19 protein-coding genes are annotated in these 22,388 nt (G+C 60.9%); 9 read left to right on the top strand and 10 right to left on the bottom strand.

Annotated elements, in window-relative coordinates; genetic code table 11:
* Positions 1–268 precede the first annotated feature (268 nt).
* A complete protein-coding gene (locus SBC1_RS37000) occupies positions 269–1,231 on the top strand; it encodes a D-glycerate dehydrogenase (RefSeq protein WP_165107443.1) in 963 nt (320 codons plus the stop codon).
* A gap of 443 nt (positions 1,232–1,674) precedes the next feature.
* Here the strand turns inward: SBC1_RS37000 and SBC1_RS36995 are convergent, their stop codons facing one another.
* Together SBC1_RS36995 and SBC1_RS36990 are read right to left on the bottom strand one after the other, a co-directional pair.
* The gene (locus tag SBC1_RS36995) at positions 1,675–2,802 is read right to left on the bottom strand and encodes an FAD-binding oxidoreductase (protein WP_165107523.1); all 1,128 of its coding nucleotides are present in this window, start codon (positions 2,800–2,802) and stop codon (positions 1,675–1,677) included.
* On the bottom strand, positions 2,802–4,190 hold the full coding sequence (locus SBC1_RS36990) for an MFS transporter (protein WP_165107441.1): 1,389 nt from the start codon (positions 4,188–4,190) through the stop codon (positions 2,802–2,804). Before SBC1_RS36990 ends, SBC1_RS36995 begins: the two co-directional genes overlap by 1 nt.
* A gap of 122 nt (positions 4,191–4,312) precedes the next feature.
* On the opposite strand from SBC1_RS36990, the gene SBC1_RS36985 reads away from it, so the two are divergent.
* From SBC1_RS36985 to SBC1_RS36970, 4 genes are all read left to right on the top strand, one after another.
* A complete protein-coding gene (locus SBC1_RS36985) occupies positions 4,313–5,212 on the top strand; it encodes a LysR family transcriptional regulator (protein ID WP_165107439.1) in 900 nt (299 codons plus the stop codon).
* A gap of 128 nt (positions 5,213–5,340) precedes the next feature.
* Positions 5,341–6,795 (top strand): DUF2252 domain-containing protein, encoded by a 1,455-nt coding sequence (locus SBC1_RS36980; protein WP_165107437.1) that lies wholly within the window; start codon positions 5,341–5,343, stop codon positions 6,793–6,795.
* Positions 6,796–7,203: 408 nt separating this feature from the next.
* Entirely contained in the window at positions 7,204–7,446 is a 243-nt protein-coding gene (locus tag SBC1_RS36975) for a hypothetical protein (RefSeq protein ID WP_165107435.1), read from the top strand.
* A 521-nt stretch (positions 7,447–7,967) separates the two neighbouring features.
* A complete protein-coding gene (locus SBC1_RS36970) occupies positions 7,968–8,240 on the top strand; it encodes a hypothetical protein (protein ID WP_165107433.1) in 273 nt (90 codons plus the stop codon).
* Positions 8,241–8,604: 364 nt separating this feature from the next.
* On the opposite strand, the gene SBC1_RS36965 is transcribed toward SBC1_RS36970, so the two are convergent.
* Positions 8,605–9,324: an H-NS family nucleoid-associated regulatory protein gene (locus SBC1_RS36965; RefSeq protein WP_165107431.1), complete on the bottom strand. Its 720-nt coding sequence runs from the start codon at positions 9,322–9,324 to the stop codon at positions 8,605–8,607.
* Positions 9,325–9,817: 493 nt separating this feature from the next.
* On the opposite strand from SBC1_RS36965, the gene SBC1_RS36960 reads away from it, so the two are divergent.
* The gene (locus SBC1_RS36960; protein WP_165107428.1) at positions 9,818–10,297 is read left to right on the top strand and encodes an HU family DNA-binding protein; all 480 of its coding nucleotides are present in this window, start codon (positions 9,818–9,820) and stop codon (positions 10,295–10,297) included.
* A gap of 229 nt (positions 10,298–10,526) precedes the next feature.
* Here SBC1_RS36960 and gcvA read toward each other — a convergent pair whose 3' ends face one another.
* Positions 10,527–11,441, bottom strand: coding sequence for a transcriptional regulator GcvA (gcvA, locus tag SBC1_RS36955; RefSeq protein ID WP_165107426.1), 915 nt, complete (start codon positions 11,439–11,441; stop codon positions 10,527–10,529).
* Positions 11,442–11,541: 100 nt separating this feature from the next.
* On the opposite strand from gcvA, the gene SBC1_RS36950 reads away from it, so the two are divergent.
* The 3 genes from SBC1_RS36950 to SBC1_RS36940 all read left to right on the top strand — a co-directional run bounded on the left by SBC1_RS36950 (position 11,542) and on the right by SBC1_RS36940 (position 14,278).
* Positions 11,542–12,384, top strand: coding sequence for a DMT family transporter (locus SBC1_RS36950; protein WP_165107424.1), 843 nt, complete (start codon positions 11,542–11,544; stop codon positions 12,382–12,384).
* A 22-nt stretch (positions 12,385–12,406) separates the two neighbouring features.
* Positions 12,407–13,300, top strand: coding sequence for an alpha/beta fold hydrolase (locus tag SBC1_RS36945; RefSeq protein WP_165107422.1), 894 nt, complete (start codon positions 12,407–12,409; stop codon positions 13,298–13,300).
* Positions 13,301–13,504: 204 nt separating this feature from the next.
* Positions 13,505–14,278 (top strand): SDR family oxidoreductase, encoded by a 774-nt coding sequence (locus SBC1_RS36940; RefSeq protein ID WP_165107420.1) that lies wholly within the window; start codon positions 13,505–13,507, stop codon positions 14,276–14,278.
* A 182-nt stretch (positions 14,279–14,460) separates the two neighbouring features.
* Here SBC1_RS36940 and SBC1_RS36935 read toward each other — a convergent pair whose 3' ends face one another.
* The 6 genes from SBC1_RS36935 to SBC1_RS36910 form a co-directional block, all read right to left on the bottom strand.
* Complete coding sequence (locus tag SBC1_RS36935) at positions 14,461–15,153, bottom strand: SDR family NAD(P)-dependent oxidoreductase (RefSeq protein WP_165107418.1); 693 nt, start codon at positions 15,151–15,153, stop codon at positions 14,461–14,463.
* A gap of 53 nt (positions 15,154–15,206) precedes the next feature.
* Positions 15,207–15,971: a DeoR/GlpR family DNA-binding transcription regulator gene (locus SBC1_RS36930; protein WP_165107416.1), complete on the bottom strand. Its 765-nt coding sequence runs from the start codon at positions 15,969–15,971 to the stop codon at positions 15,207–15,209.
* Positions 15,972–16,141: 170 nt separating this feature from the next.
* Positions 16,142–17,338 carry an exo-alpha-sialidase gene (locus tag SBC1_RS36925; protein ID WP_165107413.1) on the bottom strand — a complete coding sequence of 399 codons (1,197 nt, stop codon included), beginning with the start codon at positions 17,336–17,338 and terminating at the stop codon, positions 16,142–16,144.
* A 23-nt stretch (positions 17,339–17,361) separates the two neighbouring features.
* Entirely contained in the window at positions 17,362–18,804 is a 1,443-nt protein-coding gene (locus SBC1_RS36920; RefSeq protein WP_165107410.1) for a sodium:solute symporter family protein, read from the bottom strand.
* A gap of 104 nt (positions 18,805–18,908) precedes the next feature.
* A complete protein-coding gene (gene pdxA, locus SBC1_RS36915) occupies positions 18,909–21,215 on the bottom strand; it encodes a 4-hydroxythreonine-4-phosphate dehydrogenase PdxA (protein ID WP_165107407.1) in 2,307 nt (768 codons plus the stop codon).
* Positions 21,212–22,381 (bottom strand): iron-containing alcohol dehydrogenase, encoded by a 1,170-nt coding sequence (locus SBC1_RS36910; protein WP_165107403.1) that lies wholly within the window; start codon positions 22,379–22,381, stop codon positions 21,212–21,214. The genes pdxA and SBC1_RS36910 overlap by 4 nt, the downstream gene beginning before the upstream one ends.
* Positions 22,382–22,388 lie beyond the last annotated feature (7 nt).

Below are 22,388 nucleotides of genomic sequence, written 5' to 3'. Positions count from 1 at the left end.
CATGCGTTGAGCAATCTTGATTCATTGAATCAACATCCGGGGGCCTTGCTGATAAGGATCGTCATAGGGTTTTCCTGATGCTCGCGATGTCGTCAGCAAGATGGACGAAGGGTGCGGATGGAACGAACTGCAACACGCAGGATCCGGCGTGACAAGGTGTGACGAATAAGGGACGAATCAGTCGCGATAAGTTGATTCATCCAATCAATATTGACGGTCGACTCCGCGGTTTCGTAGTCTCTCGACGTCTGTCCATCAAAGGAAAACCATGTCGGAAAATAAATGCACCAGGCTGTTGATTGCGCGGAAGGTTCCCACGGCCGTAGCGAATCGCGCCGAGGCCGAGTTTCATGCCTTCGTGACCGAATCCGATATGGACTCGTGGTCTGTCGTCGACTTCTGCAGGAAGCACGACGTGCTGGCCGTACTGATCGGGAAGAAGTCCGGTTTGCAGGCGGAGCACATTGCCGCGCTGCCCTCGACGGTCAAGATCATTGCGAACGCGAGCGCGGGCTTCGATCACATGGACGTGGCTGCCGCCCGCGAGAGGGGAATCGCCGTCACGAACGCACCCGATGCGTTGACCGAATGTACGGCCGATTTCTCCATGCTGCTCGTGCTGGCGGCTTGCCGCCGTGCGTCGGAGTACGAACGAATAATGCGCAACGGATGGGGCAAATCGTTCGGCATGACCGAGATGCTGGGCACGCGAGTGAATGGCAAGACGCTCGGGATTGTCGGGTTCGGGCGTATCGGTCGGTCGGTTGCGAAGCGTGCGCAGGGTTTCGGCATGCGCGTGATTTACACGGACATTGGCCGTGCGGCTCCGTCGCTGGAGAATGGCGCGACCTTCTACGCCAGCCTCGAGCAAATGTTGCCGCATTGCCAGGTGCTCACGCTACACGTGCCGGGAGGGGGCGTCCCGCTGATGACGAAAAGGGAATTTGGACTCTTGCCCAAGGGTGCGGTTTTTGTGAACGCGGCGCGTGGCGGCCTCGTAGACGAAGATGCGCTCTATGAAGCCCTGACATCGGGACATCTGTTCAGCGCGGGTCTGGACGTGTACCGGAACGAGCCCAATGTCGACAAGCGCTTCGCAAAACTCGACAACGTGTTCATCACGCCCCATATGGCGAGCGCCACGATCGAGACCCGCGACCAGATGGGGTTGACAGCGCTGGACAATGTCGCCGCCGTGCTGGATGGGCGGGGCGCCTTAAATCCGGTCTGAGGCGCGATCTCGCGCGCGAGTTCGCGCAGGCTGACCTCGACGATGTGATCGTGCAGCTTGCGCAGTGAGATCTGCAGGCAAAGAAACAGCAGCGCAAACCTCGCCAGCTATCTGTCTGGGTCAGCCGAACGGACTGACACCCAGTGCGGGTTCAAGGCTGTCCTTCAACGCCGCGTTGTATTGAAACCATGGAACACAAACCGTCAAATCCAACCTGTCATCGATTGCCGTAATCACTGGGCGTGGATTGATCTTCTAATCAGCTTTACTGACCGGAGTCTGAACCACGGGGCCGGTTTGCAACGCAACCCTGAGTGGCTTTCGGTTTTCGAGTTTGCGAAGCATAAACCGACAGCCCGAGCAGCCGCTTTATGCTGCGCAAACCCCGGGCAAGAGAGGCTAGAACCGCGCTTCTAACCCACTTCCAACCCACCGGAAAACGCTCAATTCGCCTGCACCCGGAACCGCCCGGATCGATACGGGTCAAGCAAGCGCACCTTCACGTCGTCAAGCAACTCGGTCGTGATCAATTGCGACAGCACGGCGGCGAGGCTTATCCCCGCGTTCGTCGTCACCGCCAGCACACCAGGAAGTGCCGGGTTGCGGCTGATAACCGGCAGCCCGTCGGATGGAATCACACGCCGTGTCTCAGTCACCTTCTCCACCATCGCGTCGCTCAGCCCCGGCAGAATATGCGCGGCGATACGCACCAGTTCCTCGGCGTCGGGTGTACCCGGATCGCCCACCGGTGATCCCGAGAAATGCTTGGCGATGACGACCCGCCCGTCCACGCGTTGTATCGCATGCACGTGCGCGCTCAGAATCACCGAGTCGAACAGTTTCGGCAGCGGTGCGAGATGAACGACGCTGCCGGTGCTGTGTGTGAGCGGCGCATCAAGCCCCGTCCCTTCGACGAGTTTGGGATTTGCCACACCACCCGCAAAGATCAGCAGGTCAGCCTCGCGTTTGCCCGAGCTGCTCGTGACCTCGTAGCCGGCGGACGTCTTCTCGAAGCTCTCGTAGACGTCGTGTGGCGAATAGCGCGCGCCCCGCACAATCGCGGCTTGCAACATGGTCGACGTGAGTTGTACTGGGGACATCATGCCTTCGTCCGGCGTGTACGTGATGAACGTCTCGTCGCCGGGTTCCAGTGCCGGCTCGATCTCGTGCGCCTCGGCGGCCGTCACGGTATAGGTCGGGCTACCCCAGCTCAACCGCCGCTCTAGTTCAGACCGCAATTCCTTCGCCCCTTCGCTGCCGGGCTCAGCCATCTGGAAACAACCCGACCAGCGAATCGGCAAATCCGCGACCACGCTTTGCAGATAGCGCCAGCGTAGATGCGAAAGCCGGTGCAGGTTGAAGTATTCCCGCGCGCGGGATTCCTCGAGCGAGTCCGCGTTGCGGAATTTAGTCTGGTTGGTGATCCACGCGAACGATCCAGACGTCGCGCCGAGGGCGACCTCATTCTTGTCGATGACGGTGACGCGCGCCCCCCGGCTGGACAGATCGCGAGCGAGGGTGGCGCCGATAATGCCTGCGCCGACAATGATTACCTTAGGATTGCTGTCCATCATGTACGTGCCTCGTTTTCGTTGATATGGGTAGAGCTGTTCGCCGGCGTCTGCGCGAGGTGCGATTGCCCCAGTGACAGGCCGCGTGTTTCGGGAGCCATGCGCGCGGACACGATCAGTCCTGCGCCGCTGATGCCAGCGGCGATCAGCAGGCCGTTGGCGCTGCCGAAGTGCGAGAGCACGGTCGGCAACAGGAACGTGCCCGCAGCGGCGCCGATGCGGCTTGCGGACATCGCGAGTCCCATGCCGGTCGCGCGCAAATCGGTCGGGAATACTTCGTTCGGGTAGATGAACTGCAGGCCGGAGCCGGCGGCCTCCGCGACGGTGAAGAGAATGAAGAGCGCGATGGCGGCCGTGGAGAGACCGGAGAGGGGCGTGGCGAGTAGCACGAGCGCGAGCGTGGCCAGCACAAACGAGGCCAGCAGCAGCGGACGTCGACCCACCCGGTTGACGATAAGCATGCCGATCGCCGTGCCGACGATCGCGAACGCAATGATGATTAGCGAACCCGCAAGCGCCTGCGTTACGCCGAGCGATTTGAGAAGCATTGGCTGGAACGTCTTGATGGCGAATGACGGCGCGATCTGGCACATCCAGAAGATCGAGCAGAACACCAGCATGCGCCCATAGCCGCGCGCCAGCAGTTCGCGGATACTCGACATCCCGAGGCCACGCCGTCCGGCACTGACGCGAGTTTCGGCGACCAGCACCGCGAAGTCGGCATGAGGCCCAAGGTGTTCGGTGACGATGCGCCGCGCTTCCTCCTGACGTCCCGCCGAAATGAGCCAGCGCGGCGATTCAGGAATGTTCATGCGCAGCAGCAGGAAGACCGCAGAGGGAATGGCTGCGCTCGCGAGGATATAGCGCCACACGCCGCTCGGGCTGCCGCTAACGAGCAGCCCCGTGGCAAGACTGATCGTGTAGCCCACCCACAGGAACAGCACGAGACTCGCGAGGATCGGGCCACGCAGCTTTTTCGGCAGGAACTCGGAGGCGAGCGCCGTGGCGATCGGATAATCCGCGCCGAGCGCGATGCCCATTACGAGGCGCAGCACGAAGAGCGTCGTCACGTCGTGGACGAACAGGTGCGCGACCGAGCACAGCACGAACACAGCGAGGTTCAGCACATACATCGACTGGCGGCCGAAGCGGTCCGTCATCGGTCCAAACACGACGCCGCCGATCGACATGCCGATAAGGCTCGCCGCGCCGATCAGCCCCATTTGCAGCGCATCGAGCCGCAAGTCCTGAGCAATGAACGGAAGTGCCACTACGATGATGCCGAGCAGATACCCGTCGCAGAACGGGCCGCCCGCTGCAACGAAGGCGATCCGTTTGTGGAACCGGCTGGTAGGAAGATCGTCGATGCTGGTAAGCGTGTTTGCCATGAAAGCTCCGCTGAGCGAACCGTTGATGGATAAGGTTTTTTGTTTGATTCCGATGTAGGCTAAAGACGCGCAAAATATCGGTCAACGTTGATCTTTATTCACCACATATCGAAGGATTGAATATGTTGTTCAGCGAGGAGATCAACACGTTCCTGGCGGTCGTGCGCTCTGGCAGCCTGTTACAGGCCGCGGAAATCGTATGCGCGACGCAGTCCACGGTTTCCTACCGGATTCAGTCGCTCGAGCGGCGCATCGGGCATCCGCTGTTGTTGCGCTCGAGGGGCTCGCGCGGCATCTCGCTGACGGCGGATGGTGAACGCTTTCTCGACATCGCCGAACGCTGGAAGATGCTGGAGGTCGAGGCGGAGCAGCTCAAGGCCAACAAGGAGCGCCATCTCGCGGTCGGGGCCGTGGATTCGGTGGCGATTCACGTGCTGCCGCCGTTTGTCGCGGCACTATGCGATGAAGTGCCGCCCATTCGCCTCCATATGGAGAGCGGGCGCTATTACCAGCTCTTCAACCGCGTCGCTTCGGGCCATCTCGATGTGGCGTTCACGCTATCGCCCGCGGAACATGTGGATCTGACGTCCACAAAAATACGTGACTACCCGATGCTCGTCGCACACGCTGGCGCGAGCGGCCGGACGCTGCCCGAAGCGCTGGATATGACCGATCTCGACCCGTTGCGGGAAATCTATTTGCCATGGTCATCTCGGCTCGACATATGGCGCACCCGGCGCGGATTGTCCCGCCACACGACCTGGGTCGACAAGAGCCATATGCTCGCGCCCGTGTTGAGGAACGGCGCGTGGGCGATCATCCCGAGCTTTCTCGCCGACGCTTTGAAGGCGGACACGGGCTGCGCAATTCACCGCATTGCGCTGGACCCGCCCGATCCGTTGTCGCTGTTTACCATTACGCGCAAGCACGGCGCCGATGCCGAAGATCGTCAGCGGCAGTTGATCGAATCGGCTCTCACGACCTTGAAGGCCGCGACGCGCGAGCGCAAGAACAAGAGGTAACGAATATGTTCGCGTTCAACACTTGCGCGAGAATTGGGCCTGCGAAAATGGAGCGAGTTTTCACCCAACTCTTTTATCCCGCGTAGGCCGCTGAGCCACCCGCGGGTCTGTGCAACGAGGGAAAGAGTATGACGACAACACAGCGACCCGTAGGCCACGTGGTCCTGGCCAGCGCTGACAGTGAAAGTTACCGCTCTTTGCGCCTTCGACCCATGTCGCGTGCAGAGCGGTTCCAGTTGGGCAGGAGCCTGCGTGATCAGGTTTCCCGCGCCTCAATGGGTGACTGGAAGGCACCAGCGAACCGGCTGGACCCGGTTGAGCAGATCATGCGTTCACACGAGGGGAGGCTGGACTGGTTAATCCCGATCCGGGTCGCCCGGATGGTCGCTTCTCCCTACGGGTTCCTGCGCGGTACGGCTGTAGTGATGGCCGAAGATGTTGCTCATCTTCCCGCTACCGGCATCACACCGGTGATCTGCGGCGATGCCCACCTGGGCAACTTCGGTTTCTACGCTTCGCCGGAACGGGATTTGGTCATCGACCTTAACGACTTCGATGAGGCGCATCCGGGCGCCTGGGAGTGGGATCTGCGTCGACTTGTAGCCAGCATTTGGGTTGCGGGCCGACATACTGGCGCCAGCGAAGCCCAATGCCACGCGTCGGTGGCGTCTTGCGTCGCGGCCTACCGGCATGAAGTGCGACACCTCGCCGATGAGCCGCTGCTGTCGCGTTCCTACGAGCGCATCGACGTTGATCGACTGCACGAAACGGCAACCGATACAGCGCTGAGAGGCGAGATTGTGCGTGCGGCTAAACGTGCGCGTACACGAACGAGTGATCGCGCGCTCCCACGTTTCACGACAGAGCTTGACGGCCAGCGGCGCATTGTCGACGAGTCACCGCTGATTACCCGCGTCCCGGAAGCAGATTCCGAGCGTATCGCCGTCGCCCTGGACGAGTATTTAAAGACCCTGGCGTCGCATTGGCACCGGGTTCTCGGCGGTTATACCTTGCTCGACATCGCCCATAAGGTCGTAGGGGTCGGCAGCGTGGGCCTGCGCGCGTATGTGGCGTTGCTTGAGGGCAGTAGCGCCGATGACGTCATTTTCCTGCAACTCAAGCAGGCACGCCGCTCGGTGCTTGCGCCCTTCGTTCATGGCGACTCGGCCTGGCACGCCCACCAAGGGCAGCGTGTCGTGGAATACCAGCAGGCCCTGCAAACGGTGAGCGATCCGCTGCTGGGGTGGACCACCATCGACGGCTTGCAGTACTACGTCCGACAGTTCCGTAACATGAAAGGAACCATTGCACTTGACGCGCTCGATCCTGCAGCACTGACCGACTACGCGGGGATTGTGGGTCATCTCCTGGCGAAAGGGCACGCTCGCACGAGTGGCGCTTCGATGATCGCCGGGTATGTCGGTTCGTCGGACAAGCTGGACCGGTCGCTGTGTCGCTTTGCCCAAGCCTACGCGGACCAGACCGAAGCTGACCACCAGGCGCTGGTCAAGGCGGTTGCTCGCGGTGTTCTGCCAGTCGAGTATGGCGAACAAGGGGCGGGCAAGACCGCGTTTCGACCATAGCGTCATTGAGAAATATCTCCCTCAAGCGCTCTGCCACGCGTCCCCAGTCTTCGTCGAACCGGATAATCAGCTGGGCCGCGGTGAGTTGCCGGGCGTGATTCTACGCGCGGCCACCGCCATATCGCAGGTCCGCACTTGGATCGTCTTTCTCCTATGGGTGCCGGCCAGTCACTACAAACAGTGGTGGCGAATAGAGTTAAGGTTTTGTCGGAGAAGTCGCGGCATCGCTGCCTACTATCCTGTCGCCACCGGTCACCGCCTGCGAAAAGCAGCCATCGGGGTAGCTGTCTAAAATGGGGCGCCGCCTTTCGTGCTCGGACTAGCAGCAACGGCGTCGCTTAGTCTCTTCATGATCATGGCATTCGTTAGCAAAACGAAAGTCCACGAAAATAAAAAGGATACGCAGACATGCACGCAATTCCGGTCGTCTACAAAGGCTGGACCCTGACGCCATTGGCGGTCGGAACTGTCGGCTCATTTGCGTCTATGCTGATTATTGTTGATCCAGACGGCGACCGAAGAGCGATGGGCTCCCTGGGAGATTTCACGAGCGAGGTAACGGCCTGTCAGTTCGCCATCGACTGCGGCCAACGTATAGCCGATGGGCGCGACTATCGAAAAAATTGCGTGAGCCGCTGGTCCGTGCACTGACTTCATCATTAATTCTTGCGGGCCACAGCCGTGTATATACGGTGGACTTCGTTGGGATTACTTCATCCCGAGTTCGTCGCATCGCGGCAGCGATGCTCTCTCAGCATCTTCAGTCGTGTTGTCATGGATGTGCTCCGAGAGATCAATGAGGCACCCTAACTAAAGCTCGACGGATACCCACTAACCTGCTGCCTCGACTTGCCTGATGTGGCCCCAGGTAGCCTCATGCGATTGGCATCGATGCACTCACGCCGATCGCGCGCGTACAGAGAACGCCGCCGGCGTGCCAGCGCCTATGTTCTTTCCAAGATAGTCGACGAGAATCTGCGAAGCGGTCCTTTCTGCTGACAGGCACCATTACGCTGGTAACTTTTAGTGCCACAAAGGTGTGATGTTTTGACGGATAGCGATCTCCACGCGGTGAAATAATCAGGTTTCTACTGCACGAAACGACTCTCCGAGCCGTTTGAGTGCCGCAGTAATTCCTAGCCGCGCACGGGGGTGTCATGCTGTCAGGGATCATGCTTGTTGCCGAGATCGTAGTGCCCGCTTATGTCATCGTTTCTATCCTTTTTGCGATCCACATGTATTTCGCATATGGCGCGTATGCGCATATCGAGTACAACCCAAAAAAGTGGCGCAAGTTCGGAACGCGGACGCCCAGGCGGTTGGTTTTTCTCTTGCGGCTGCGCCGGCTAGCAGGCTTGGCGGTCATCGCAGCCGCAGTCGCCGCCATCATTCCATTGATCTGGAGCGACTCTTCTTCGTCGAGCGTCAACGTGAGCGCTCAGTAAGCAGGACATGGTGAATCCTGACGGCGAGTTTCGAAGAAGAAATTTTTGGCAATCTATAGCGGCCTGACTTTTCCGGCGTCAGCAGGCAACAGTCGAACGAACTCGGGTCGGTCTTGGCACAAGTCAAACCTCCAATTGGGCAATCGCTGATCGCCAATGGCCGACCACTGGAACCGCTTATCCTAGTGTGCCGGGAGCCCGGCGCAGCGGTCCAGCGCGACCCACCCGAGTTCCGCCAGGAGGGTCCATGCTTCCTCCTGTGCGTCGAGCCGGTAGGAGGCTTTGACCATCCATGCTAGCTGAGCTGTGGCTTCTTTGCCGGTGGCTTCTTTGCCGGTGGCTTCTGCGTCACATTCACAGTGACTTATCTACTCACAGTCTTTGCGGTCGCGCGCTTCCTGGCAGCAGGCTTCGTCGCTTCAGCTTTCTTCGCCACCTTCTTGGCGGAAGTTTTTTTGCTTGCGTGCTTCGCGCTACCTGAATCCGCCGAACCGACGTCGGCACCATCAACCAAAAACCGCGTCCGGTCTTTCGCTGCCGCCAGCCACGCGGGCGCCGGACCACGTCCGCTCCAGGTTGCTCCAGTCTTCGGGTCGAGGTATTTTGCCGGCTGCGGTCCTTTGCGCTGTCCCTTGGAAGCAAGTGCGCCTGCAGCTGCTGAGGCCTTCTTGGCCGCGGTCTTGGCCTTACTCACAGGATTCACGGGACTCACGCTCGCTGCGCGACCCGTGTCGGTACCACTCGCAATCAGGAACTTTGCGCGATCCTTGGCATCGACAATCCATGCCGGTGCGCGACCATGGCCGGTCCAGGTGGCACCTGTCTTGGGATGTTGATACTTTGGCGCGGTATTGCTCTTCAGACTTCTGGCAACCTTCGCCTGGACGTTTGGAGTATTCCCGTTTGCCGCTTTTGCTTCGCGCTTTGCCTTTGCTTTAGCTTCAATGTCTACAGTGGTCAAACCGTGCGTCAGCATAATTTTTCGAATTTGGTCGACCGCTGCTTGCGCCTTTTTTGCGATCAACGTATCTGCTTGCGCCTGCAATTTCTTCATCTTTTCTTGAATCTGTTCGAGAGTTGGCATTGTGATCTCCTTAAATGGATATGGCCGCACTATGCCATGAGCTTCGAGAGTGTGAAAGCGCGGGAGGGTCTTCGCGTTACGCGGACGCAACCAACAATAACGGTTGGGCGTGTGAGGGGCCTTCGCGATTTGAGTCCAGGTGCCACCGTTTGTGTGCGTCCGGTAACGCCGACTCCGTGCAAGAGAGGCGCTGTTCTTCGCAAAGCAGTGACCGTCCGCGTATCGGTCTATTGTTTGATTTGGCGGTCTTTGAGCGTGTTCCAAGCCCTGTCGGATAAGGGTTTTACTAGACCTGCCTCCATGAAACGAGGTACAGGTCGCCATTTTCGTAACTTTTATGCCAAAAACCCCTTGATTCGTGGTTCCAGACGTTGCGTCTTCAAGTAGGTGTTGTTACGCTGGCGCCCAACCCGAGAATTTGTACCTTTGCGTTAGTCGGTGACGGCGCAAAGGCAAAGGCCTTGGGCAACCTTTGACTAGAAGAGAGGCATTCATGGCAACAACCGCTACCAAGAAAACTACGGCTCCTGCTACGAAGAAAGCGGCAGCGCCCGCTACGAAAAAAGCGACAGCCGCCAGCAAGAAAGCTGCGCCAGTTGCGAAGAAAGCAGCTGTAGCTGCACCTGCAGCGAAGAAGTCTGTCGTTGCCACTCCCTTGAAACCTATCAAGGATACGTTTACGAAGGCTTCGCTGACCGTTCACCTGGCCGAGCGCTCAGGCGTAGAGCCGAAAGCGGCCAAGGCGTTGATGGCGGCCCTCGAAGAAACGGTACTCGCATCGATTCACAAGAAAGGCGCGAAGGAATTCACCCTGCCGGGCTTGTTGAAGGTGGTCGCGCAAGACGTGCCGGCCAAGAAGAAGCGCTTCGGCAAGGACCCGTTCACGGGTGAAGACAAATGGTTTGCGGCGAAACCGGCTTCGGTGCGCCTCAAGGTGCGCCCGCTGAAGAAGCTGAAGGACGCCGCGCTGTAAGCGAAGGTGTTCTGACGTGAAAATGCCCCTCGCGACGCAAATCCGAGGGGCATTTTCCATTTTGTACGAGCAGTCTATGGAACTCGGTCTCGACCTGGAACGGTCGCACATCAGCCATCAGCGGACCTTCGAAGATTAGACGTGCGTCGAGTCAAAGTGCAAGCGTAAGTCGCTTCCGTATGACCAGCCCCGTTCGCAATTGCCCCCGCTCCGATAGCGCTCAGTGAGCTCACATCTGAGGGGCCGTCTCCGTTCGTGAACGCATCCCCTCGCGCTCGAGCCATGAGCGGAACAGCACGATCACGTCATCTGCAGATCTCCCGTCCGGAACGTAAGTGCAATAGCTCCGCGACGGTAGACGAGGGCCGGCGAACGGCGCGACAAGCCGGCCAACAGCAAGGTCGTCTGATACAAGCGCAGTCGGTCCCATCGCGATGCCTATGCCATCTATGGCAGCCTGCAACGTCAGATAGAAGTGATCGAAGGTCAGAGTGGCAGCCGGCCGGAGTGCAGAAATCTGTGCCCTCGCCAGCCACTCCGGCCAGAGTCGCGGCAGACTCGACGTGTGCAGCAACGTATGCTGCCGCAGATCGTCTGGCACCCGAAGCGGCAGTCGTTGCAAGAGTGACGGACTGCAGACCGGGAGTCTCTCCTCGGACAAGAAAGGTTGCATTGAATAGCCATAGAACGTGTCCGGACCGCCCCGGATGATGACGTCATAGATATCTTTCAGACTCTCCACCGGCTCGTTCGACGTTTCCACCCTGACGTCCACGTCGACATGCTCGGCACGGAATTTCGCCAGTCTCGGCACCAACCAGCGCAATGTGAACGTTGCGGGTGCGTTCACGAACAGCGTCCGGGAGACCGTTGCGGAGACACCATATCTGGCGGTTGCCTGCGAGAGCTGCTCAAACAAGGGGCCGATTTCCTCCAGGTAGGCCTTCGCCGCTGCAGTGAGCGCCACGCGCCGGTTGTGCCGTTCAAACAACGGTGCGCCCAGCCATTCCTCAAGCAGGCGCACATGCTGGCTCACCGCGCCGTGAGTCACGTGCAATTCCGCGGCCGCTTCCTTGAAGCTGCCTAGCCGGCCTGCCGCCTCGAAGGCACGCAATGCATTGAGTGGAGGCAGTATCCGCTTCATTCGAAATAGTTTATCTAACGCGAATCAGCAATTTATCTGGTTTGTTCGCGAGCCACAAGATAGATATCCTTCTTGCTTACCCCCTTTCTCCCGGACCCGCATGCTCAGTTATACCGGCGGCTTCGTCCTCCTTGCCGCACTGCTCCACGCGAGCTGGAACGCGATGCTGCACGGCAACGACGACCGCTTGCTGTCCATGACGTGGATGAGCATCGCCATCGCGGCGGTCTCTACGGTCGTGATTCTGTTCACACCGCTGCCGGCCGCCGCAGCGTGGCCGTACATCGTCGCATCGGGGCTCGTGCATATCGTCTACAACGTGACCCTCGTACGGTCGTACCGCCGCAACGATCTGGCGCAGGCGTATCCGATCGCGCGCGGCTCATCGCCGCTGCTCGTCACGCTCGGCGCAGCGCTCTTCGCACATGAGGCGATCGGCCCGTTGCACGTGCTCGGGATCGTGATGATATCGGGTGGCATTATTGCAATCGCGCTGGAGCGGAGCCACGTGTCGCGTGCGGGTTTGCTGGCCGCGCTGACGACCGGCGTGACGATCGCCGTCTATACCGTGATCGACGGCATCGGCGTACGCTTATCCGGTGGCCAGGCGCTCGCCTACACCGCGTGGATGTTCCTGTTCTATTGGTTGATGCCGGTGCTGTTCGTCGCGACGCGCGGGCTCGCGGCGCTGTGGGAACCGGTACGGTCAGCGCCCATGGCAATCGGCTCGTCGCTCGTCGGCGGCCTGGTGTCGATCGCGGCGTATGGCATCGTGATATGGGCGTTGCAGTCAGGCGCGATGGGCGCGGTATCCGCTTTGCGCGAGACCAGTGTGGTGTTTGCGGTGCTGATCGGACGAATGTTTCTGCGGGAAACGGTCAGTGGAAAACGCTGGCTCGCGTGCGTGATCGTCGCGGGCGGGGCGGTTTGCCTGGGGCTTTGACATTGCCTGTAAGGATGGATTCATGCTTAAAACAATTGCAACCGACCTGCTTGACATCGCGTATGACGAACAGGGGGAAACCAATGGATGGCCAGCCGTTCTGCTACACGGTTTCCCCTACGATATCCACGCATACGACGATGTGACGCCACGCCTGATATCCCGGGGTGCCCGCGTTATTACACCTTTTCTTCGGGGATATGGGCCAACGCGTTTCCTAGCGCCGGCAACACTTCGTTCGGGCCAGCAGGCGGCGCTTGGGGCAGACCTGTTATCGCTGCTCGATGCGCTTCAGATTGAACGGGCCGTGCTGGGCGGATATGACTGGGGCGGCCGGGCAGCATGCGTCGTGGCCGCGCTGTACCCGTCGAGAGCGCGTGGACTGGTTTCGGTGAACGGCTACAACATCCAGAATATCGCCACCGCCATGCGGCCAGCCAGCCCGGAAAAAGAACATCGCATGTGGTACCAATACTATCTTCATGGCGAACGCGGCCGGGCCGGACTGACCGTAAACCGGCGCGCGTTCTGTCGGCTCTTATGGTCATTATGGTCGCCGACCTGGCGCTTCGACGACGACACCTACGCGCGCTCGGCAGCTGCGTTTGACAATCCAGATTTCGTCGACGTTGTAGTCCATTCGTATCGGCACCGTTTCGGACTGGTCAATGGCGATCCTCAATTTGAGGATATGGAGAGCCGCTTGTCCAGCATGCCGCCGATCACCGTACCAACTATCACACTCGAGGGGGACGCGGACGGTGTCGCGCCGCTGGGAGGAAGACAAGCAAACTCAAAGCGCTTCACGGGCCGCCATGAGAACCGCGTCGTGCCGAATGCAGGTCACAATCTTCCGCAGGAGGCACCAGAAGCGTTCGCCGCCGCGGTTCTTGATATCAACGCCTGGGCCGGTTGATGCTCTTCGCGTGAGGCGATTAGCCAAACGCCGATTCCGGCCGTTGCGCGCAGCGAAAACGACCGAGGCGAAGTCTTAACGTACAAAACGTACGGAAAAATCCCTTTCTTGAACGCTCCCCTGATGGCACGCAATCCTAAGCTTTCTATAGGCTGGATTGAGTGCCTTCTTCGTCCATTCTAAATCTCCGCGAGGAATATCCCTATGTCAACGACTACAGACCGCGTCTCGCAGGCGCCGCTCATTTTGATAACGGGCGGAAGCCGTGGCGTAGGCGCGGCGACTGCGCGGCTTGCTGCCGCACAAGGTTACGATGTAGCGATCAGCTTCGTCTCCAACGAGTCTGCCGCCCTCGCGGTGGCCGCTGATGTAGAAGCTGTTGGGCGCCGAGCTTTACCCGTGCGCGCAGATAGCGCGGATCCTGAGCAGGTCGCTCAGCTATTCGCCGCGATCGACCGGGAGTTCGGCCGGATCGATGTACTGGTGAACAACGCCGCGGTACTTGCGCCGCAGTCCCGGCTAGAGGATCTCGAATTCGAGCGGATGCGGCGTATCTTCGCGGTCAACTCGATCGGCCCTATCCTCTGTGCGCAGCAAGCGGTGAAGCGCATGTCGTATCGTCATAATGGCCGGGGCGGCTCCGTGATCAACATCTCATCGGCATCGGCCAGGCTCGGCAGTCCTAACGAATACGTCGACTACGCCGCGTCGAAGGGTGCAGTTGAGACATTTACTACCGGCTTCGCCAAGGAAGTCGCGCGGGAGGGGATCCGCGTCAACTGCATTCGCCCTGGGCACATCTACACTGACATGCATGCCAGCGGCGGAGAGCCGGGAAGGGTGGATCGCGTCAAAGACTCGATCCCCATGGGAAGAGGCGGTCAACCTGAAGAGGTTGCACGGGCGATCCTATGGCTGGCCAGCGCGGAGGCTTCCTTCATCACCGGCACGTTCCTCGACGTCACTGGCGGCAAGTGAGCAACAGGGTGCGGCGCCGGGCGCTTCCTGGCCCTTCTCTCAATGCACCGTGCTCTGCGCTCAGGCGCTTTCGATACACGACTATCTGATCGTAAGCCCGTTGATCGGCTACGGATCAATGGACACGCTCGCGGCTTGAACCTTCAACATTTCGCTCTGAGCGCCATCTGCATCAATGCCGCTCAGAGCGATGCACCTCCACACATCACGATCTGTTGGCCGGTAATGCTGTGCGCGCCGTCGCTCAACAGAAAGACAGCGAGCGCCGCGACTTCATCGGGCGATATGAAGCGGCCCATTGGGGGCATTTTCGGCGGGGTCTTCGCGCGGCCGGGATCGCGCAGGAACGGCGTGTCAGTGGCGCCAGGGGCGATCACGTTGACCGTAATCCCTCGCGGCGCCAATTCCGCAGCCCACGAACGCGCCATGCCGACGAGCGCTGCTTTCGTCGCGGCATACTGACTTCGCGTTGGTGCGCCGTTCGCGGTGCGGCTGCCGACCAGCACAATGCGCCCGCCCTGCGGCATGGCCGGCGCGAGACGATCAGCGAGCAATGCAGCGGCATCAACGTGGACCCGCCACATCTGCGCGCCTTCGTCCATCGACAATTCGCCAAGGGGCGCTGTACGCATGAAACCGGCGGCATGAATGAGCGCATCGGCAGGTTCCAGTTCTTGCGCAATGGCCCCGAGCCGATCGAAGTCGGCGAGATCGACGGGCACAATGGACATCCCGGGGATGACATCTGCGCCAACCGTCCGGCATAGCCCCGTTACGCGCCAGCCATCACCCAGCAGTTGCCTCACGATGGCCTGACCGATGCCGGACGACGCACCGGTCACCACCGCATGCCGCGGTTTGCCTTGCAAGTTCATAAACGCTCCTCGTGGAAAGCGGGCGCGTCGACGCGAGTAAAAACCGCGCTTGGTCAAACTGTCACGGTTTGCACCTTCACGTCGCCGCGCAAGGTGAATGCTGCGAGTTCCTGGGCGGGCGCGGCGGCGTCTGTGATCAACGTCCAGTCGCGCTCGAGCGGCGTCCAGTGCTGCTGGCTCGCGCGGCCTATCTTGTCGGCGGTCACCAGCACAAACACGTTTGCGGCCTGGCGAATGACACACTCTTTTAGATAGGCCTGCTCCGCGGTCGCCTCGCACAGCCCCCGCGTCGCGACCACGCCGTCTGCACCGAAGAACGCCTTGTCGACGCTCAGCCGGCTCAGCACAAGTTGCGCGAGCGGTCCGAGCGTACTCATGCTGGACGGCCGCACGTCGCCGCCGATCAGCGTGAGTTTCGTGGTGGTCGACGCCAATGCGCCGATGACCAGCAAATTGTTCGTGACGACGTGGACCGAACTGCGTCCCGGAAGGTAGCGCGCGAGCGCCGCGGTGGTCGTCCCGCCGTCCAGGAACACCGTGTCCCCGTCTTCTATATGCGCGAACGCCGCCCGCGCGATCGCTTCTTTCTGTTCACGCCAGCTTTCGCGGCGTTCGTCGAGCGAAGGCTCGGGTTCATGCGCGCCGACGGCGGCCGCGCCGCCATACGTGCGCAAGATGCGCCGGTCACCCGCAAGGGCCCGCAAATCGCGCCGCACCGTTGCTTCGGACATGCCGAAGTGCTCGCACAATGTACCGACATCATTCATTCCACCGAGGACGGCATTGAGCATTGCCTCGCGGCGCTTAGCGACTTTCATGGTCGATAATCTTTGGGCTGGGTAGGGGAGGTCAGGCGCGCCATGAACGAAGTGGCGCGCAACGAAAGCGCCTAGTGTAGTCAATTTCGGCCCAAGCCTATCCGGCTCGCTTATTGGCTAGCTTCCGGCTCCCCTCGCCCCGGCGTAAGTTTGAACAAGAACGCCTTGTTCTAGCCCCGCACCCAAGCTTCCCCGACACTCACGTACTTGATGCGCTGCCGGAAGTACGTGAAGGCGATGTGCAACGCGCCGTCCGGTGTCTGCACGATGGACGGGTAGGAGTATTCCCGGTTGCGCTGGTCAGCGGAATTGTTGGTCATGCAGTAACCGTCGCCGATCTCGAGGTTACGGCGGCGCCCCCAGGTCCTGCCGCCATCCTCGGAAATGGCCAGCGAGAGCGGCGCGCGCGGAGCGCCCCAGAAGGCCGAACCTGCCGACGATGAACCCTGCTCGCGCAACTCCCCGCTATCCTCCGAATCCTCGATGTCGTCATAGAGCGAGGCGCGTCGTTGCGTGGCATGCGAGGCATCGCTCTCGTTGAATACCAGTGCGAGATGGCCGTTTTGCAACGCCACGAACTGGATCGATGAATTGTTGTTCGGCACCTCGGTTGGCTGCGGCGTGCTCCATACGCGACCATCCCGTGAACGACTTGCATAGATAAAGTCCGCCCAGCGGCTGCGAAAGAGGGCGAGAAGGGTGCCATCCTGCAGCAGCTGGACGTTCATATGCACGCAGCCAATACTCGCCGGCACCTGGTGCTCACTCCAGGTCGCGCCGTGGTCGTTCGAGACCATCACGGCGCTGACGTCATTGTTGCCCACCCATCGCTCACCCGGTTCCGTGCGGCACAGGAACACAGGACAAATCCATGCGCCGTCCGGCAGCACCACGATCGGTTGACGTACGAACGTGCCGGGCCGCTCGAAGAGCGTCTCGACAGGACCCCAGGTCAGGCCGTTGTCCGACGAAATCCGTCGACGCACCAAGGCCGTATTCTGGTGGCCCGACAACTGCGCGGTATAGATGAGCCAGAGCCGTCCATCAGGAGCGCTAAACAATACCGGGTTCTGCTCGGAGCGGGTGGCGTCGTCGGAGAGCTTTTGCGGCGCGGACCAGGTCTCGGTGCCGGCGACAAGTCGCGACAGGTAGATCGATACATCGGGGATCCCTTCCTGTGTGCCGCCGAACCACACGCACAGCAGGTCGCCGTTGGCGAGCGCATGAAGATTCGCGGCATGATTTTGCACACACACGGTTGGCAGGAACGCTTCGCGGCGGTCGGCATCGGCGAAGGCTGTGCGCACTTGTGCATCGTGTAAGGGGTTGAGGCTGTCGACAGAGGCATTGACGAGGGCGGATGTCATCCGGTCTTCTCCTGAATACGGGGTTAGTGCGATTTGTTTTGCGCGAGGCCTTTTGTTTCGGCGGGCGGCGTGTCCTTCGAGCCCTTCAGCGACGGCCCCGACGGAAACAACAGTTTTTCAAGCACGATCACGACGGCTGGCGTCAGCAGCGCCACGTACATGTTGTCGATGCCGAACGGATTGCCGAGCAAATACCATACGGTGGTCGCCACGGTTGCGAGGATCATGCCGGCAATGGCGCCGCGATTACTGTTGAAGAACGGCAGGTAGATTCCGATCAGGGCGACGACCGAGACGGTCAGCCGCAATGCGCGGGTGAAGAACGAGAGGGCAAGGATTTGCGGCACGAAGAGCACGAAGATCAGCGGAAGAAATCCGACCACGAACGAGATCCGGCGCGTCACGCGAAATTCGACCTCCGGGGTCGGATGATAGCGCGGCACATAGAAGTCTTTTACGATCAACGAAGCGATGGCGAGCGCAACCGTGCTCACGCTCACGAAAATCGACGCGACCAGCGAAGTCGTCACGACCCCGGCGAGTAGCGGGTTCATGTGTTGAAGAAAGACCGGCAGCGCGTAGAGGCTCTTGATGCCCGGAAACAGGAACTTTGCGGCTACGCCGAGAAAGCCAAGAGCGACGCCAATGGGTACGCACAACAGCGCGGCGACAAGCGTCGAGCTGCGGGCCGCGTTCGCGCTGCGGGTGCCCGAGATGGCCTGGATGATGAACTGCGTGGAGAAGATCGCGCCCGCCGTGCCGATGATCCACGCGCCAATCGTGCCCTGGCTCAGACTGCCCTTCCAGGTGAAATAGTGCTCGGGCATGGCTTGCACCATGGGCGCGACGCCACCCGTCAGCCGCCATGCGACCACAACCAGAATTGCCAGCCCAATCAGCTTGACTGCGCTGTGGACAATGGTCAGGTAGGCAACGCTCTTCAGTCCGCCCCAAGCAAAATAAATAGTACTGACGATTGCGGTAATGATTGCGGCCGTAGGCAGGTTGATGCGCATCACGGTGGATATTGCCGCCGCGCCGCTCACGTAGTTGCCCACGTTCACGAGAAAAAGCGCGTAGATCATGATGGCCGAGACGATCAGCTTCGCACCCTTGCCGTACTTCTGCGCGATGAACCCGGAGATGGTGAATTCGCCGGAACTATAAAGACGCTTCGCCATGAAAAGGCCGAAGAACAGGAAGCCGATCGACGCGGCGATCACCGACCACGACGCCGCAATACCCGCGCTGAAGGCTTCCTGCGAGGTGCCTACGGTCGATTTCGCACCAATGAATTCCGACATCAGCAGGATGGCCACCACGAACACGGGCATGTTGCGCGAGGCAACCATGAACTGCTCCGAGTTACGGCTGCGCAAGCGAATGCTGATGATGCTGGTCACCACGATATAAAGGACGACCATCCCGATGATGATCGCGGTGTCCCAGTAACTGAAAGTTGTCATGCGTGTCTCCACCTGTTTTGATGACGCCGTTCTGCAGCGGTAGCGGTGGCCGCCGGGCGTGTCTCCGCCGGGTCGGCCGATACTTGGGGTCTGCGGCTAGCGGTTCATGACGCTTCGACCGAAGTCTTGTGCGCCGAAAGACGCGTCGCGAGTTCCTGCGCCTGCCTGAGTGCTTCGAGCATGCTGCGTTCATCGGCTATGCCTGTGCCGGCAATGTCGAATGCCGTGCCGTGATCGACCGACGTGCGGATGACCGGCAAGCCGACCGTTACATTCACGCCAGCCTCCAGTCCCATCACCTTCACCGGGCCATGGCCCTGGTCGTGGTACATCGCGACGACGACGTCGAAGTCGCCGCGCCCGGCACGGAAGAAAAGCGTGTCTGCGGGGAGCGGCCCCTCCACGTTCCAGCCGCGAGCCTGCAGTATCGCGATTGCCGGCATGATCTTTTCTTCCTCTTCGCCATAACCAAAGAGGCCGTTCTCGCCTGCGTGCGGATTGATGCCGCACACGCCAATGCGCGGATTGCCGATGCCTGCACGCGTGAGCGTTTCGTGCGCACGTTCGATGGTGCGCTGGACCAGTCCCGGTTCAATGCGCCGAATGGCGTCGAGCAGCCCGATATGAGTCGTCACATGGATCACGCGCAGCTTCGGCGCGACGAGCATCATCGAAACCTCGTCGATGCCGGTCAGGTGCGCGAGCATTTCCGTGTGGCCGGGGAAGATATGGCCGCCCGCATGCAGTGCTTCCTTGTTGAGCGGCGCTGTGCAGATCGCGTCGAGTTCGCCCGCCGACGTCAGCTCGACGGTGCGGGCGATGTACTGGTATGCCGCGTCGCCCGCGATGGCCGACAGCTTGCCGTAGGGCAGGTCGGCGGGGATCAACCCCAGGTCGATGCAATCGACCACGCCGTGGCGGAATTCGGCGTCTGCCGGGCGCTCGATCGAGCGCACGTCGAGCGAGACGCCGGAGCGCCTTGCGGCGTCGCGCAGGCGCGCTGAGTCGCCTATCACGAGCGGCCGGCACTGTGCATAGACCGACTCATGCGCGAGGCTCTTCATGATGATTTCCGGGCCGACGCCGGCGGCATCGCCCATGGTGATGCCAATAACAGGACGATAGGTCATTGCGGTAGTTCCTTGATGAGATGGCCGCGCGTCAGCGCGGGGACCGCCGGCGAGCCGTCGCCAGGCTGAAGTAAGAGTGCCGGGTGTGCCGAAACCGCCCGCCTTGGTGATGACGTGCAGGGTCCGGCCGGCATGCGCTGCATGCAGCAAGGGCACGCCGCTTTCAATTTCATCGACAACACGCAGCGCACTGATGCCGGCTGCGGCCAGCAACGTCCGCGCGGTTTCGCCGCCGGTTGCGATCACGCTCGCCGCGTGCGGCACGGCCGGCGCGAGCAAGGCCGCGAGGCGCTGGCAGAACAGCAGCCCGTCAGCGAGGTGCGCGCGGTCGTCTTGCTTCAGCGAGACGATCACGTCGCGGCCTTGGCTCAAAGCTTCAATGACTACCGCGGTCAGCTCAGGTTGCTCGCGGCGCAATGATTCGGTAGTGAGTTCCAGCGAGAGCATCGCGTTGCCGGCCACGGCCTTAAGCATGGCAACCTGCGAATGAGAAATACTCGACATGCTGCCGACAACGGTCAGCACCGGCGAACAAACCAGGGATGGCGCGTGCGTCCGTCCTCCTGCGGCCGTCAGTTCGAGCGCGGCCATGAGATCTCGCGCAAGCCCCGCCGAGCCGACCCAGAAAACGCCATCGAGCGATGCTGAAGCGCGTGCGACGCGGCGCAGGTCGTCGTTGGTTTCGCTGTCGCACACTAATACCTGCATGCCGTCCGCGCGGGCTGCGCTGATCTGCGCGGCGAGGGTGGATGGATCGCCGCGAACCGCGTCGAGCGTGAGCAATCCCACTCGCAGGTCCTGTTGTGCGAGCATCGCGGCAAGATCCGCGCGGCCCGCGATACCTTCGTTGCGCCACACTTCGCTGCTCTCTACTGCTGCGCCATGAAGCCACTGGCGGGCATCGCGCGTTGTGCGCCCCGCTGCGGGGAACGCCGGGGCCACGATCGCCATACCGGCCAGGGGCACAAGCGCCGCGACTTCGGCTGCGAAGTTGCCGCGCAACGTTGAATCGATCTTCTTGTATAAGCGACGACCCGGTTGCCTGAGCGCTTGCCACGCGTCGGCGTTGGCGCGGGCGGCAACCTCGGGCGCACTGCGCCGGCAGTCGAGGTCGATCGCCAGCACGTCGATGCCCTCCGGCAGCGTGCGCGCCATGTGGGCATCGAACATCACAACGCTCTCGAGCCCAAGGCTTGCACCCGTGACCGCGCAATCGGCGGTGCCCGACAGGTCGTCGCCGAAAATCAGCAGCTTGGGTCCGTCGGCGCTTGTGTGCGTCATGGCAGCAGCCTGCGATAAATCGCCTTCATGTCGTCAAGACTCAGCGCCTTGGGATTGTTCCCCAGCAGCCGCTTGACCTTCGATGCCGCTACCGCGAGCGCATCCAGATGTTCCTCCGACACACCGAAGACGCGCAGATCCTGCGGAATATCCACGGCCGCCGTCCACGCGACAATCTGGTCGATCAGTTTTTGCGCGGCGGTATCCGCGCTGTCGGCCGGTCCACTCAGATCGAGTGCCCGGGCCACCGTGGCGAGACGTTCAACGATGGCGTCCAGGTTGAACGCCATCACGTGCGGGAGCAGCATGGCGTTGGCAACGCCGTGGGTGATGTTGAACATGCCGCCGAGCGGGTAGGCCAGAGCATGGACGGCAGCGGTGCCGGCCGCCGTCAGCGCGAGTCCGCCGTACATTGAACCGAGCATCATGGCTTCGCGAGCCTTGATCGAATCGCCGTGCTCGTACGCCTCCACAATGTTTGTGCCAATCAGCCTCATTGACTCCATTGCGAACATGTCGCTAATGGGGTTGGCCTTTGTCGAGATGTACGACTCGAGCGAGTGAACGAACGCGTCCATGCCCGTCGCGGCAGTGATCGCCTTGGGCAACCCGAGGGTCAACGAGGCATCGAGGATCACGATCTGGGGCAGCAGGTGACGGCTCACGATACCCACTTTCAGCTCTTCGTCAGGCAACGTGACAATGGCGTTCGGTGTCACTTCGGAGCCTGTGCCAGCGGTGGTGGGCACAAGGATCATCGGCACACCGGGGTTGCGGATGAGGTCAATGCCGAGCCATTCGCGCAGCGGCTGGTCGTTGGTCAGGCGCACCGCGAAGAGCTTGGCGGCATCGAGCACACTGCCGCCGCCGATCGAGAGGACGGCTTGCGGTGCAAACGGCGCGATCTGATCACGGAACACGGCTTCAACATTGCCAATAGTCGGCTCCGGTTCAACACCGCGCACGACCAGTACTTCAACATCCTTCGCGGCGAGGCCTGCCACGACCTGCTCGATCACGCCAAGCGCTTCGATCGCCGGCTGCGTGATGAGTGCGATACGCTTGATGGGTGTATCGAGCAGGGCAAGTTTTTCGGGCAACAGGTTCAGGCTGCCGGCCCCATGCACGATGTGTTTGACGGTCTGAAAATGATAAGGATTGCTCATTGAGGTT

The sequence above is a fragment of the Caballeronia sp. SBC1 genome (assembly GCF_011493005.1).
Lineage (GTDB): Bacteria > Pseudomonadota > Gammaproteobacteria > Burkholderiales > Burkholderiaceae > Caballeronia.
Note: the sequence above shows the minus strand (reverse complement) of the source record. Positions and strands in the feature narration are given on the sequence as shown.

Bases quoted from the DNA above. Each gene is read 5' to 3' on its own strand.
- SBC1_RS37000 (WP_165107443.1), top strand. From the start codon at position 269: ATGTCGGAAAATAAATGCACCAGGCTGTTGATTGCGCGGAAGGTTCCC.
- SBC1_RS36995 (WP_165107523.1), bottom strand. From the start codon at position 2,802: ATGGACAGCAATCCTAAGGTAATCATTGTCGGCGCAGGCATTATCGGC.
- SBC1_RS36990 (WP_165107441.1), bottom strand. From the start codon at position 4,190: ATGGCAAACACGCTTACCAGCATCGACGATCTTCCTACCAGCCGGTTC.
- SBC1_RS36985 (WP_165107439.1), top strand. From the start codon at position 4,313: ATGTTGTTCAGCGAGGAGATCAACACGTTCCTGGCGGTCGTGCGCTCT.
- SBC1_RS36980 (WP_165107437.1), top strand. From the start codon at position 5,341: ATGACGACAACACAGCGACCCGTAGGCCACGTGGTCCTGGCCAGCGCT.
- SBC1_RS36975 (WP_165107435.1), top strand. From the start codon at position 7,204: ATGCACGCAATTCCGGTCGTCTACAAAGGCTGGACCCTGACGCCATTG.
- SBC1_RS36970 (WP_165107433.1), top strand. From the start codon at position 7,968: ATGCTTGTTGCCGAGATCGTAGTGCCCGCTTATGTCATCGTTTCTATC.
- SBC1_RS36965 (WP_165107431.1), bottom strand. From the start codon at position 9,324: ATGCCAACTCTCGAACAGATTCAAGAAAAGATGAAGAAATTGCAGGCG.
- SBC1_RS36960 (WP_165107428.1), top strand. From the start codon at position 9,818: ATGGCAACAACCGCTACCAAGAAAACTACGGCTCCTGCTACGAAGAAA.
- gcvA (WP_165107426.1), bottom strand. From the start codon at position 11,441: ATGAAGCGGATACTGCCTCCACTCAATGCATTGCGTGCCTTCGAGGCG.
- SBC1_RS36950 (WP_165107424.1), top strand. From the start codon at position 11,542: ATGCTCAGTTATACCGGCGGCTTCGTCCTCCTTGCCGCACTGCTCCAC.
- SBC1_RS36945 (WP_165107422.1), top strand. From the start codon at position 12,407: ATGCTTAAAACAATTGCAACCGACCTGCTTGACATCGCGTATGACGAA.
- SBC1_RS36940 (WP_165107420.1), top strand. From the start codon at position 13,505: ATGTCAACGACTACAGACCGCGTCTCGCAGGCGCCGCTCATTTTGATA.
- SBC1_RS36935 (WP_165107418.1), bottom strand. From the start codon at position 15,153: ATGAACTTGCAAGGCAAACCGCGGCATGCGGTGGTGACCGGTGCGTCG.
- SBC1_RS36930 (WP_165107416.1), bottom strand. From the start codon at position 15,971: ATGAAAGTCGCTAAGCGCCGCGAGGCAATGCTCAATGCCGTCCTCGGT.
- SBC1_RS36925 (WP_165107413.1), bottom strand. From the start codon at position 17,338: ATGACATCCGCCCTCGTCAATGCCTCTGTCGACAGCCTCAACCCCTTA.
- SBC1_RS36920 (WP_165107410.1), bottom strand. From the start codon at position 18,804: ATGACAACTTTCAGTTACTGGGACACCGCGATCATCATCGGGATGGTC.
- pdxA (WP_165107407.1), bottom strand. From the start codon at position 21,215: ATGACGCACACAAGCGCCGACGGACCCAAGCTGCTGATTTTCGGCGAC.
- SBC1_RS36910 (WP_165107403.1), bottom strand. From the start codon at position 22,381: ATGAGCAATCCTTATCATTTTCAGACCGTCAAACACATCGTGCATGGG.